Raw genomic sequence first — 13385 nt, forward strand, 5'->3', positions numbered from 1 at the left:
TAATGAATAACAGAACTAATCCAAGCCAGAGATCCACTAAGCTTATCGGCATACTTGGGCTGATTTCGTTAATATTACTCAGTCTTGGTTTGGTTCTGTATCTCGCTAGCACCAGAGAAGATCCAAGTCGGCCAGCCGAATTAGTCAGTAAAGACCAGAGGCTATATCCACTGGCTAGCTCACAAAAAAAATATCCTCAAGCCCCACTATCATCTCAAGTTTTCAGTCAGCCATTACGTCTGGAACTGGCACTAAAATGGAAGTTTGATGACATCATCTTAGAGTACCAACAGCATCAAACTGCCATAGAGACACAAGTCATTAAGCTAGCTCATTCTCTAAAGTTAGACTCGACAAATCTAGCCTACCTTTTGGTATTATTCGGGCGATATCGTGACTATCAGCAGGCTCTGATGGAGATAAAAAAACTCAGCCCCAGCATAGATGAAGATATGCAGATGAGCCAAAGCCTTAGGTTTATCGAGCAGGTTCACGATAGCCAATTTCAATTTTTCAGTGAGGAGGAGATTGACGCCTTCTTCGCGCAAGACAATGCTTACGACCGACAGGCGATAGCCAGAGCGGCCATCCGGCAAGATACCTCCCTGAGTCCAGCACAAAAGCAGCAATTACTGGTACATCATCTAAGTCAGTTAGATGAGTCAGAGCAAGAGGCACTGCTTCCTAGTTTTGCAGCCCAAAAAATTGCCGCAGTGCTCAATGACAAACAAGCTCAGCCACAGCAGATGCCCCCAGAAATTGCAGCCAGAGTAGACAAAGTAAAAATGGCACAGGAAGAATGGCAAGCCCGGGTAACAAGCTATCTAAAGGTTCAGCAGCAGATAAGGAAAGAGCATGCGGATGCACAAGAACAGGAGATAAAGATTGCAGTGTATCTTAAACAGAATTTTAGCTCGACAGAGATAAAACGATTACAGGTTTTCTTAAGAAACCCCAGTCTGTACCATGCCAGTTAAAGCCCAAAATGAAACAAGCCCTTACGGGCTTGTTATTTGGCTAACTAACTAATACTAGTTAATCTTTTTGGGCGGGTTTCTTACCCATGATGTCCAGCTTACCTTTCTTAGAAAGTCCGGCAAGTGCCATGGTCTGACTACCGACACTATCATAGGTGAAATCGATAGACTCAAGCTTAATATCACCCTTAGGCACAGAGATACTACGGCTCGCCAATCCCTTGGTTAATACACCCAAGTTGTCTACAGTCTTGCTGGTACCATCGCTCATATTCAGTACTAGTTTGTGTAGATTCACTGAACCTTGGGTACACTTTAATTTAATATGAGTGACATTTTTCTCACGAAATTGAGGAGTGACGGTATCGGTTTCGGTCTTATAATCGACTGTCTTATCAGCAATTTTAACCCACTCTGCGGCCGCTAAACCTTGAAACGAAATCAGCGCTAGTGCCAATACCAATATACGTGTTATTGAAAATTTCAAAATCCTTCTCCTAAACTTTTATCTTTAAAATTAAACGCTAGGAATACTTCCCAACATTAAAGAGATGAGTTCGTCAAAACGTTGCTGTCTCTGTTCACCAGATTGCTTAAAGTCGGTAAATCCTTGTGCTAACACACGCCAAACAGCTTGTAACTGTTTAGGTTTGAATAGCATCACCAAGACTGAACCTTTCTCGTACTGTTCAGTATCGCTACCTGCTGTCGATAAGCCTGCGACTAAACCGGCTTGCTTCAAGATCTCGGCATCACTCATATCGGACTCGAGTGCCAAACCAAAACCTAACAGCAGATCCGGAGACTCATCGATAGACACGAGTCGATAACCTTTCGACTCCATTATCTGAGTAATCGCGAATCGCATATGACGAACGACTTGTTCATTATTAATTCTCTCATCCGCAACCACATTTGCCAATGAGGGATGCCAGGCAAAACGAGAACTTTTGTCAGAAATGAAACCTAGATCACCCGTAGCCACCATAGTCGTGCGCATAGGACTGGTTTTAACCTGGTCGACAGTGACGCAAGCTGTTAAAAATGTAATTAAGAATAAACAGATAAGTTTTTTGATAGTGAGGTTCCTTTTCGATATCAGAGCAAGATTTTCAATGCGTCAACAATAACATGGCAAAGGTTAACCTAAGCTGACTCATAAGTAATCACAATAGAAAACATTTACCCATGATCAATCTTGAAGGTTTATCTTGGCATCCTTAGCCATGGCAGAGGATTTGAAAGTGAGTTCCAGTTGCAAATTTAGCTTCACAGTCTCATCAAATTAGCTAATATGGCGTGCCGATTTAGCTTACAGGTCCCATATGGAACTCATTTTAGCGATAGCCCTATTTGCCTTCTCATCCGGGATAACACCGGGTCCAAACAACGTCATGTTGATGAGCTCTGGGGTCAACTTTGGCATCAAGGCTAGCTTGCCGCACTTAACCGGGATCTGTCTTGGTTTTCCTTGCATGGTGCTCGCCATAGGTTTAGGTATGAGCGCCTTATTTCAGACCTATCCTGTGATTCATTTAATCATCAAATATATAGGAATAGCTTACCTGCTCTACCTCTCATGGCTTATCGCCAATAGCAGCAGTAAGATGGAAGGCAAACAGACATCGAATCCATTGAGCTTCATTCAGGCTGCGGCCTTTCAATGGATCAACCCTAAAGGTTGGATCATGGCCGTGGGGGCAATAGCCGCCTTCACTAATCTTGATACTGCATTGACTCCCCAAATATTGACTATCGCGGCCGTCTTCCTCGCCGTCGCCTTTCCTTGCGCCATCACTTGGCTAGGTTTTGGCGTCGCCCTTAAACGCCTACTCAAGAATGAACGACAACAGAAGATCTTCAACATATCCATGGCAGTCTTACTCGTGGCGTCGATCATCCCCATGGTGGCGCCATAAACTCAGTTTTTTAGTCCTCTGTGCCAAGTTCGGCACGGAGCGCTTGCGTACTCTGGATTTCCTCCTTATCCTTCCCCGCAGATGTATCACCAAAACAGATTAAGGCTAGCCCTCCATGTCACAGCAAGAACAAGACAAAGAACTTCAGCTTATCGCTCAGCAGACTCAAAATTGGGTAGAGCAGGTGATAATGAAGTACAACATCTGTCCGTTCGCTCGCCGAGAAGTCGAACGAGGCAGCATACGCTACGCTGTGATTGATGAGTCCAAGATGCATAATGTGCTCGAAGCCTTAATACAAGAGTGTAAGCGCTTAGATGACAATCCAGAATTAGAGACCACACTGTTTATCGTCCCTAGAGGCTTCGAGGGCTTCTACCCTTACCTGGATCTTGTCGATGTCGCCAACAACCTGCTTATCGAACAAGGCTATGAAGGCGTTTATCAACTGGCCAGCATGCATCCGGATTACTGTTTCGATGGAGAGCCTATGGATGAGCCATCTAACTACACCAATCGCTCACCTTACCCTTTACTGCATATCATTCGGGAGGCCAGCATGGAGCAAGCACTCGCCAGCTATAAAGACCCTGAATCCATTCCCGAACGCAATATCGAATTTACCCAGCGCAAAGGCAGTGACTTCTTCGCCAAGCTACTCTCTCAATGCATGAAAAAATAAGCCTCATAATAATTTACACATGGGGATGCACATAAGCTCAATACCCGCTGGGTGCCGCCAGCGAGTCTCATCTCCGGCGATAAAGCCTAACTTTTTATAAAATCCGACGGCATTTAATGAAGATGATAGCGACAAAGTCTTAACTCCCGCTTTTTTAGCCTGTATTTCAAGCTCAGTGGTGAGCAATTCACCTATGCCCATGCCTACGGCTTCAGGGCTAACAAAGACAGCCTCTAAACGACATTGGGTAGCATCGATAAAACCGAACCCATGAATACTCTCTTGAGTCTCTCCTTGAATAGCACTAACACTTTTCCCCAGATCTTCAGCGGCTTGTTCTCCAATTGGAGCACCTGCAGTTTCAATAGCAAGGATAGCGCCGAGAGATAGCAAGATCTCAGTGAAGGTTTCCGGCATGGGTGAGCTGGCCCAAGTTTCACATTCAAACTTGGTATAGTGGCTCGCGCAACCCAGTAATATTGCGCTGGTTCTTATCTGCCAAATCCGGCTCACATCCTGTGATGTCACGGCTCGTGTCGTGATCATGGCTTCTCCTTTAGTTGACCGTTTCTTAACTGAATATCAAAAGCCTGCGGAGTTAATTTCACAGCTATTCTCATCAGAGTCAATCTGGCTCTTTAATAGGATTAACTTATCTGCAAATAAAACTGGTATAAGATTGCGCAAACGACCTCAGATTTATCGCTTCTTGCCCTTGAACAGGTGACTTTTGCCTTAGGGGGCCGTAGTATTTGGCAGAATATATCCTCTATACAGCAAATTTAAGAGTATCAAATGGCTAAAAAGTTTTATGTGGTTTGGGTCGGGCGTGAAACAGGGATTTTTACCACTTGGGATGATGCCAAGCGTCAGGTCGATAAATTCCCTAAGGCCAAATACAAATCTTTCAAGACAAAAACCGAAGCCGAGACCGCATTTTCTGGTGGTTCGCCCCGAACTTATGCCGCTAAAGCATCTAATTCGTCTAGCTCTAGCAAGAGTAACAAGGCCCCTACCGCTAGAACATCAGCTTCTAACGCTGACTATGATGTGGTGATCTATACCGATGGCGGTTGTGAGCCAAACCCGGGTAAAGCAGGTTCTGGCGTCGCCGTATATAAAGATAATGCCTTGTCAGAACTTTGGTACGGGCTATATAACAGCTATGGCACCAATAACTCGGCCGAGTTAAATGCATTGCATCAGGCACTATTACTCGCAAAAGAGCACTTGACTGCTGGCAAAACGGTACACATTCGCAGTGACTCCCAATACTCGATAAATTGCATCACCACCTGGGCCTATGGCTGGAAAACCAAAGGATGGAAACGCAAAACTGCCGGTGACATCAAGAATCTGGATATCATTCAGGCATCACATGCCCTATATGATGAGCTAAAAGATAAGCTAATTATCTCCCATGTGTCAGCCCATATAGGCATCGAAGGTAATGAGTTAGCCGACAGAATGTCTATCTATGCCATAGATAAAAAAGATGCAGAGTTTTGCCGCTATCCAGATCCCATTGAGCTTACTGGGATTTTAAGCTTACGCACGGGTTAATCCCTACTGGTATAAAGTCCGCCTCCCTTAGCAATAACAAAGTCGAATCTAAAAGAGCAGCAATCAAGTGACCGAGCAAAAAGTATTTATCATAGGTCTACCCAGAACGGCTACCACCAGCCTCTGTGTCGCCACCCTTTCCTTGGGATTTAAAACAGCGCACACAGCCTACACCCAAAGAGCCATGGATGAGGCCCAGATCATCGCCGACACGCCGGTTTTTTGTGATTACCAGCAACTGGACAAGGCCTATCCAAATGCTAAATTCGTTTACCTTAGCCGTGAGTCTGATAAGTGGTTGCCGTCTATTCGCCAGTTGCTAGAGCGTATGTATACCAACTTGCAACGTAGTGATGGTGGTTTTAATCCGATATTAAAACGTTGTTATAACGATATTTTTGCTCCGCTCACCTTAGATAACATTGCCAAAGACAGCTTCTTACTAGCGTGCTACCAGCGCCATTATCAAGGTGCATTAGACTATTTTACCGGCCGAGAGCAAGACCTGCTGATCATAGATGTCGCTCATACAGACAGTTTTCAACAGCTAGCTGACTTCTTAGATGTCACAGCGCTCCAGCCTTCGCAAAATTTTGAACGTATCAACATTGGCGGCAAGGTCACAGCCTGGAAAAAGATAAAACATTCGCTAAAAGTAGAAGCGACTGAGAAAGGTAAAATCGACAGCGTTAAGCGATAAATAAACTGTCTATGGAGCCATTCATAAGGTTAGCGCTTTGCTACTAGGGCTAACTTAGGTAAAATGCCGTTTTTTCTCGCTAAGAGCACTTATGTTTGATTTGAAATACCACACGCCGTTTAAGTGGACCGAAAAAGTATTAGCCGATTTCGATACCTTTTTACAAGATCATGCTTCCGCAGAAAAGAAAGCATCGGGCATGGCCATGTCTATGTTGTCGCATTATCCCCACCATAAAAAGCTGGCACGTGCGATGACAGATCTAGCCCTCGAAGAGCTGATCCATTTCAAGCAAGTATTAAAGCTTATCCATGGCCGCGACAATGAGCTGGGGCGAGATCAAAAAGATGAGTACATCACTCAGGTTCGCAAACTTCACAGACACCCAAGCGATCAACTGTTTTTAGACCGCATGCTCATCGCCGGCGTCATCGAAGCCCGTGGCTTTGAGCGTTTCTCTCTGGTTGCCGAGGCACTCGAGCCAGGTAAAGAGAAAGACTTCTATGAAGCCATTGCTAAGTCGGAAGAGAAGCATAAAGAGATGTTTGTCGAACTTGCCTATGAGTATTTCGATAAAGACATAGTCGATATACGCTTAGAAGAACTGCTTATCGACGAAGCCAAAATTTGTGAAAGCATTCCTTTCACCTCGGCGCTGCATTAATCATTTTAATATAATAAAAGGCCCCGAGAATTCGAGGCTTTTATTATAGAGAGCATCAATTATCCATAAGAGACTTGGCGCCTTTAACCTATACATTTACATTCTTCCAGCGAACTTCCCTGATTTTACCATAAAGTGCCAATGCAGCCTGCTGCACGCGCGCTTGTTGCCATAGAGTATCGATAAGGTGTTCGTGACGAAATGGTTCAAATAACATGCCAGTCCTTTCCATAGATATCCTTACCAGAGACATTCTTTCCATAGCATGATTAAACAGCCAACTTGATAATGACCCCGTTATGGCTCATTAATGAGAATGAAGAAATGCTGATATTGACTGATAATATGTAGCATGCTGGGAAATATCATTGTGGCCGGCACCTTGGATGAAGATAACCTCAGGAGCGCGATTTACCAATGCTTGTATAAGCTTGTCTGTGTGTATTCGGCGAACAATCTTGTCATACTCAGCCCCTAAAATTAGCGTGTCACAATAGATGTTCCCGGCGCGCGCTACCGAATTGAACTTGTCTTTGAGTAATATGGACATGGGGTAAAACGGAAATTGTTTTTGAGCAATACTTTGAATGCTGTCAAATGGGGTCACCAAGACTAACTTTTTCACCGGACGCTCCGATGCGATATAAGATGCAACACCGCTGCCTAAGCTTCTGCCTATCACGAATACACTCTCATGAGTCAATGCCAGACTGTCATACATAGCCAAGGCATCAGACAATAATGCAGCTTCACTAGGTGAGCCCTCACTACTGGCATAACCTCTATAATTAACTAGGTATACCGAATAAGCCGACAACTCTGGTTCTAATAATTCTGTTTCTAATAATGCTTGTTCAAATTCTGGTGCTGTAAAGGCAACATTTTCGGCGTTACCACCAAAATAGATAATCGCCTTATCCTGACCCTTGTTTAATAAGATACTTGTTGTGGAAACATCATCATTTTCAAATATCACTTCATCGAACCTGTGCTCTACTACCTCTGTAGGAAAATAGATAAAGCTACGCTGCATCAAATAGAGCATCAGCCCTAATCCAACATAGATGACGATAACCAGTATTAAAATTCGATTCATATTTTCATTTCCCAAAGGGGATAATCGCGTAGGAAACAGGCCAAGTTTCAAACCTGTTTAAGTTATTTCGCTTGGCTAAACAAGTATTCCCTCCTTAATCTTAACCCAAGATTGATTATTAATTGTGAGGTCTATTTTATTTTTTAGCCACTAGAAAGCTGACATTGCCACGTTTATCGTGAGTATCAGCACTGAGATTAGCGAATAGTCCATCGCAGAAATCTGGGGGGTCTTCATCTAAAAGCGCCCTTAGCTTTTTTCAAAGACGGTAAAAAACTGAGGGTTGGCATTTAAGCTGCTAAACAAGACTAGATGAGCTATTTAAAAAAGCCGTTTTAAACTGACAGGGAGTTAAAACTAAAAGGAAGTATGTAAGTACTGACTAGCCGCATTAGGCATGCTGAATCGGCTATCTAGGAGAGAGCATCAATTCTGAAAAACTTTACTAAGCCAGCCATTAATAATAGTTGGCATGATTTATTTTCAGACCTGATTTATTTGCTAATTTTCCAATAATCATAAAGACCACTGATATCTGACGAGCACATTAAGCTCATTGCACCTTTAATTTTCTCGTCATTCCACAGCCACCATTTCATTTCTAGTAACTGAAGGATTTCACTTTCAGTAAAACGATAGCGGATATGTTTTGCAGGGTTTGAACCAACGATGGAGTAAGGCGCAACGTCTTTGGTTACGACAGCACGACTTGCAATAATAGCACCGTCACCCACTGTTACACCGCTCATGATCATGGCTTCAGTGCCTATCCAAACATCGTTACCAATAAGGGTATCACCAGAGCGTTCAAAACCATCTTTAGCATCAGAGAAATTTTCATTATCTTGGTAGAAAAATGGGAATGTGCTAACCCAATTATTTTGATGTCCCTGATTGCCTGCCATCATAAATACAGCACCTGAGCCAATTGAACAGTAACTACCAATAATTAACTTATCAATATCACTTCTGTCAGCCAGCAGATAACGTGCACATTCATCGAAGCTATGATTATGATAATAGCCGGAATAATAACTATGCTCACCCACTATGATATTAGGATTCGTCACCTGTTCTTTCAGTGACTTCCCGACGAAAGGACTTTCAAAATAATTGTTCAACCTAAATCCTCTTTTGAGCTTATAACGCCCGCTTTGATGGGCAAGATAAAGCTGGCTAGAATAAGCGACGAAAGAGAAAATGACAAGTGTACTTGCCTCTGTTTAACGGCTTGTTACGCTTCAATCTGTCAGGCGAAATCCTGGCGCCCAACCTAGCTCTTTACCACCTAAAACATGAATGTGCAGGTGATAAACAGATTGACCACCATAGGGATGTGTATTGATAATTATTCTAAAACCATCTTGAACTATACCGTTTTCTTTGGCTACTTTACGAGCCAGTGAAAACATCTCTCCAATTAGCGCTTCAGAAGCTTGAAGGATTGTTGGAACTCGTTCCTTAGGTATAACAAGTAGATGTACCGGGGCTTGAGGGTATTTTGATTTTATAACAAATGCATTTTCTGATTGAGCAAGCCATTCAGATTCAGGCTTAGACTCAAATACCGATGGTTTCGAATATAATAGTTCCAGTTGCTCGACACTTACATTCGCACTTAATGAATTTGATACTAAAATGCCGAATAGTAAAATTATTAATGATTTCATATAACTTCCATGTTGATGGCTATATTTAGATTTATAAAGGCTTGCTAGACACCGTTGATACGCTAACGCTCTAAAACCTAAAGAAAAAGTTAAGTAACAAACAGCCGACCCATTATTTATTAATAACATACCCATCTTATGGGAAGTTATCAACTTCTCTAATTATCGATAAAGCTAATCAATAAGTTCAATAGCAGCTTTGAAGTCTGCAAATGCTGCACTGAGATGATTAATTAGGGGGATTACGCAATTTGACTATGGATGTAAGCATGATTAAGTGAGTTTTGGCTTGTGCAACACCTGAGATAGGCTCGCGTCTGCACGCGGCCTATCCTTACTATTGGCATTATTTTTTTGGAGACATTGCAGATTTTCTTGCTAGTTCTTTTATCTCATTGGTTATTTTATCATCAAAAGAAAACGAATATATTCGCCAACCTTCTTTAACTTTGAAAAATTGAAATTCATAACGTAAAGGCTGCCTGTCATAGGTAACAATATAAGTTATATGTACAAAATATTCCCCGACAGTATACGTATCAAGTTTCCCTATATTATTGACGTTTCCCATCAGCCCCTTTAAGGATGTTAGTTGGTTTTTCACTTTTATTATTTGATCGGGTATAGATGAAACGTATTCATTTGATTTATAGATCGAGTCTACTGCTTCGTTAATCCTGCCGATTTGATACAATTCAAAAAACTCATCTATTTCAGTTTGATAGTCATAAGCCATTGAATTAAATGAAAGCAGACTGGTTAGTAATAAAATTGAAAACTTCATATTTTTATATAACTCCTGTAATACTAACGCCCTAATAATGGGCAAACAATTGCAGGCTAAAGTGCACGAGCAACGAGTAGTAGCCAACTGTTATTTCTCCGTTTATGTAACTTGCTACATGGTTACGGCGTTAAGGTTTTTAACAATGATTTATAGAATCTAATATCCTCGCTATTTTGAGCCAGTTTAACCGCTTTTTCTGCGTAGATTATCGCAAGCGCATGTTTACCTGCTTGTGTATATGCTTTTGATAGCTGACTATATATCCTAGGTGAGTAGGGATAATATTCAACTGCAAGCTGTAGCCAAGGTATTAATTTTTCAATTCTATTTTGTCTATATAGTATCTCTGCTGTTTTAATAATATTATGAATAGAGTTAAAAGATTTTTCTAACGGAATAATTTCAAATCCATAATGCTCAGACAGTTGTTGATACCGATCCGATAATGCTTGTGCGGGATCTTGGCTATTCCACATTTTTCTGTAGTCTATATTCCAGATTTCTCGAGCGTAAATGGTTTCTAAGCCATGCTGTATACCTGGAATTGACATACCGTAGTGGTCTTCTTCATGAATGACTTCAAACTTATATCTAATTTTTGGATTTGCAATATTCTTTAACTTTTTGGGGATATCTACATAGAGTGCAGCTTCTTTGGGCCCTCTTTTTATGATATCTCGCCCGGCAGTACCAATATAAATGCTAGCTGTAGAGCGTTTTTCATCTGAAATCTCTTCAATAAGCCTCTCCCCAATGCTTTTCCCAGACTTAAGCTTTTTTCCTATTTCTGCAGCCAATACTATATAGCCAGTAAATAAATCAGGTTCAGACCAAAAAGCCTGTAATACAGGACCAAAGGAAGGTGACATCCCTATGATGGTTCTATGAGAATTAACCCTGAATTCTTCTTCGATTGTTGGTATAAGATCATTTCTAAAGAATTTAAGGTACTTGCCTGTTTGTCCCAAACCATCCCCATAAAAAAAAGGGTTACCTTTATCGTCGAATAGCTCTAATGCCATCTCGATCCGTTTTCCAGTATTATTAGGTATCCCCACTATGATGCTTTCAGGCATATAATTTCTAGCAGCGCGAATTTCAACCATAGATCGTGTTAAGTCAAAAAGAAATTCACCATCCATAACATAAATGACAGGATAGTGATGGGATGAATATTTATAACTTTCAGGTAATGATATAAATATTTCGCGCACTTCATCTAGTACTAAGGATTGAATACTATATTTACCACCAGAAATAATACCTTCATTTTTTTGTAAGTTAATACCTAGAGCATATGAACTGAAAATAACAAGCGAGATTGTAATTGTGAGATATCTGATAAAGCGGTGCATATTAATTCCATTTATGAGTGTCGGTATACCGTTAACATTTCTATACACACCTTGCCCGTTTACCCAGTTATTCCATACAAAGTAAAACATGTAACCACATGATTTACGACGACTTTAATCCTACGATTTAAGTTCACCTTCATAAGTCGAATATACAAATTTCATTTTTCTGGTATATTCTGCAAAATGAGATAATGAGCATTCCACCTCATTGAAGTTACACCAGTTTAATATTTTTAACAATAATGAAGCATGCACTCTCACAATACATAGTAATAGATAGTAATAGATAGTAATAGAGTGTATTCGGAGTGAAAAAGGTCAAACCTTCTGCTGAAGAACCCAGTGTAGATGGGGCTGCGAGCTTCCAACACAGGGTGAGCTATCACGAAGTTATACTCCCCGCCTCGTAGAAGTATCTGCATGAAAGCGAGCCGCAGACTATGGATAACCATGAAGGAACGACCTCAAACACACTAGCAAGTATCAAAATAGCCCCATAAAGCCAAAATGGTATCAAGCTTCATTCGAAGCTAACTCTCATCTGGTACTCGAACCCAGCCTTGCATCAATATCCTGGCGCTGCGACTCATGGATACCTTAGTCACAGTCCATTGACCATCGACCTGTTCTGCCGCTGCACCCACTTTCAATGTCCCCGAAGGGTGACCAAAACATATTGAGTCCGTTTTCCTGTCAGCTTTAGTGCCAGCTTTAGTAAGAGTGCCGCCGCTCGCCGCTAGGTTGACTAAAGTGCCGGGGATGACCGCAGCAGTGCCTATGGCAACGGCAGCAGTACCCATCATGGCGTGATGCAACTTCCCCATTGACAGGGCGCGCACATTAAGTTCGATATCACATGTCTCAACTTGCTTACCACTGGATGAGGTGTAACTGCTTGCAGGAGAAACAAAGGCAATCTTGGGAGTATGTTGACGAGATTTCGCCTCATCCACATGCCCAATCAAGCCCATCTGCACAGCGCCGATAGCCCGCAGTGATTCAAACATCTCCAGCGCCTTAGCATCAGCGTTTATTGCTTCTTGCAACTCATCACCGCGATAGCCGATATCCTCGGCATTGACGAAGATGGTCGGAATGCCGGCATTGATCATGGTGGCAGCTATTTTTTTTGGCTCAAGGCTGTTTCTAGGCTCAGGGCTGTATCTAGGCTCAAGGCTGTTATCAAGCTCAGGGCTGTTATTAAAAACACCAGCTGGTAAGCTTATCTCATCGACTAGATTACCCGTGGGGAACATTCCAGGCTCCCCCTCTTTGGCTTTCTCCGCAGGGTCAATAAAATCGACACCAATTTCAGCGGCCGGAAACGTCACCCCATCGAGTTCAAAATCACCGGTTTCCTGCACTTCACCATTGGTGACGGGCACATGGGCAATAATAGTCTTACTGATATTGGCCTGCCAAATACGTATCACGGCAATACCGTTTTCTGGAATACGGCTAGCATCGACAAGGCCTGCATGAATGGCGAAAGCGCCGACGGCGGCAGACAGATTGCCGCAGTTGCCACTCCAATCGACGAAGGCCTTATCAATCGCCACTTGGCCGAATAGATAATCCACATCATGATCCCCCTGAGTGCTTTTCGACAATATGACCGTTTTGCTGGTGCTTGAAGTTGCGCCGCCCATGCCATCGGTCTGCTTACCATAGGGGTCTGGACTGCCGATAACACGCAGAAGCAGTGCATCACGGGCAGCCCCTGCTACCTGGGCCGCCTGTGGCAAATCAGTTAGCGAGAAAAACACCCCCTTACTGGTGCCGCCACGCATATAAGTTGCTGGCACTTTTATCTGTGGTAAATGTACTTTGTTACTTGTCATAAGTTCTACCATTACAATGCTTATTGATTCTTATTGGACACAGATGAGATAAAGCCAGAGCACTGTGTATGCTATCAGCGACTAAAGACACTTTAATGCCTTTGCCGCTGATGGTTCTAGGTAGAAGA

The 13385-nt window shown here is 42.5% G+C and carries 16 protein-coding genes; 6 read left to right on the plus strand and 10 right to left on the minus strand.

All coding sequences use genetic code 11. The annotated features are described in order from the left end of the window. Positions 1-2: 2 nt before the first annotated feature. Positions 3-977: a lipase chaperone family protein gene (locus SVI_RS14430; protein ID WP_013052332.1), complete on the plus strand. Its 975-nt coding sequence runs from the start codon at positions 3-5 to the stop codon at positions 975-977. 58 nt (positions 978-1035) lie between these two features. On the opposite strand, the gene SVI_RS14435 is transcribed toward SVI_RS14430, so the two are convergent. Together SVI_RS14435 and SVI_RS14440 are read right to left on the minus strand one after the other, a co-directional pair. Next, positions 1036-1464 carry a hypothetical protein gene (locus SVI_RS14435; RefSeq protein WP_013052333.1) on the minus strand — a complete coding sequence of 143 codons (429 nt, stop codon included), beginning with the start codon at positions 1462-1464 and terminating at the stop codon, positions 1036-1038. A 30-nt stretch (positions 1465-1494) separates the two neighbouring features. Next, positions 1495-1977, minus strand: a complete 483-nt coding sequence (locus SVI_RS14440; protein ID WP_231847730.1) for a DUF4136 domain-containing protein — start codon at positions 1975-1977, stop codon at positions 1495-1497. A 325-nt stretch (positions 1978-2302) separates the two neighbouring features. Here SVI_RS14440 and SVI_RS14445 point away from each other — a divergent pair, with 325 nt between their 5' ends. Together SVI_RS14445 and SVI_RS14450 are read left to right on the plus strand one after the other, a co-directional pair. Continuing rightward, positions 2303-2896, plus strand: a complete 594-nt coding sequence (locus tag SVI_RS14445; RefSeq protein WP_013052335.1) for a LysE family translocator — start codon at positions 2303-2305, stop codon at positions 2894-2896. Between the two features lie 115 nt (positions 2897-3011). Then, positions 3012-3578 carry a DUF1415 domain-containing protein gene (locus SVI_RS14450; RefSeq protein WP_013052336.1) on the plus strand — a complete coding sequence of 189 codons (567 nt, stop codon included), beginning with the start codon at positions 3012-3014 and terminating at the stop codon, positions 3576-3578. A 3-nt stretch (positions 3579-3581) separates the two neighbouring features. Here the strand turns inward: SVI_RS14450 and SVI_RS20790 are convergent, their stop codons facing one another. Continuing rightward, complete coding sequence (locus tag SVI_RS20790) at positions 3582-4124, minus strand: GNAT family N-acetyltransferase (RefSeq protein WP_049791107.1); 543 nt, start codon at positions 4122-4124, stop codon at positions 3582-3584. A gap of 249 nt (positions 4125-4373) precedes the next feature. Between SVI_RS20790 and SVI_RS14460 the strand changes: the two genes are divergently transcribed. From SVI_RS14460 to SVI_RS14470, 3 genes are all read left to right on the plus strand, one after another. Next, positions 4374-5141 carry a ribonuclease H family protein gene (locus SVI_RS14460; protein WP_041419979.1) on the plus strand — a complete coding sequence of 256 codons (768 nt, stop codon included), beginning with the start codon at positions 4374-4376 and terminating at the stop codon, positions 5139-5141. A gap of 67 nt (positions 5142-5208) precedes the next feature. After that, positions 5209-5841 carry a sulfotransferase family protein gene (locus SVI_RS14465; protein ID WP_013052340.1) on the plus strand — a complete coding sequence of 211 codons (633 nt, stop codon included), beginning with the start codon at positions 5209-5211 and terminating at the stop codon, positions 5839-5841. A 91-nt stretch (positions 5842-5932) separates the two neighbouring features. Continuing rightward, positions 5933-6505 carry a tRNA-(ms[2]io[6]A)-hydroxylase gene (locus tag SVI_RS14470; protein WP_013052341.1) on the plus strand — a complete coding sequence of 191 codons (573 nt, stop codon included), beginning with the start codon at positions 5933-5935 and terminating at the stop codon, positions 6503-6505. Between the two features lie 88 nt (positions 6506-6593). On the opposite strand, the gene SVI_RS22005 is transcribed toward SVI_RS14470, so the two are convergent. The 7 genes from SVI_RS22005 to SVI_RS14500 form a co-directional block, all read right to left on the minus strand. Next, a complete protein-coding gene (locus SVI_RS22005) occupies positions 6594-6722 on the minus strand; it encodes a hypothetical protein (protein ID WP_269453338.1) in 129 nt (42 codons plus the stop codon). Positions 6723-6812: 90 nt separating this feature from the next. Then, positions 6813-7601 (minus strand): alpha/beta hydrolase, encoded by a 789-nt coding sequence (locus tag SVI_RS14475; protein WP_041419980.1) that lies wholly within the window; start codon positions 7599-7601, stop codon positions 6813-6815. A 494-nt stretch (positions 7602-8095) separates the two neighbouring features. Further along, positions 8096-8722, minus strand: coding sequence for a type B chloramphenicol O-acetyltransferase (gene catB / locus SVI_RS14480; protein ID WP_013052344.1), 627 nt, complete (start codon positions 8720-8722; stop codon positions 8096-8098). Positions 8723-8842: 120 nt separating this feature from the next. Continuing rightward, positions 8843-9271 carry an HIT domain-containing protein gene (locus SVI_RS14485; protein ID WP_013052345.1) on the minus strand — a complete coding sequence of 143 codons (429 nt, stop codon included), beginning with the start codon at positions 9269-9271 and terminating at the stop codon, positions 8843-8845. A gap of 346 nt (positions 9272-9617) precedes the next feature. Further along, a complete protein-coding gene (locus SVI_RS14490; protein ID WP_041419981.1) occupies positions 9618-10055 on the minus strand; it encodes a hypothetical protein in 438 nt (145 codons plus the stop codon). Between the two features lie 122 nt (positions 10056-10177). Next, the gene (locus tag SVI_RS14495; RefSeq protein WP_172634441.1) at positions 10178-11413 is read right to left on the minus strand and encodes an alpha/beta hydrolase-fold protein; all 1236 of its coding nucleotides are present in this window, start codon (positions 11411-11413) and stop codon (positions 10178-10180) included. Between the two features lie 533 nt (positions 11414-11946). After that, the gene (locus tag SVI_RS14500; RefSeq protein WP_013052348.1) at positions 11947-13257 is read right to left on the minus strand and encodes a PrpF domain-containing protein; all 1311 of its coding nucleotides are present in this window, start codon (positions 13255-13257) and stop codon (positions 11947-11949) included. Between the last annotated feature and the right edge of the window lie 128 nt (positions 13258-13385).

The organism is Shewanella violacea DSS12, assembly GCF_000091325.1.
Classification (GTDB): Bacteria; Pseudomonadota; Gammaproteobacteria; order Enterobacterales; family Shewanellaceae; genus Shewanella; species Shewanella violacea.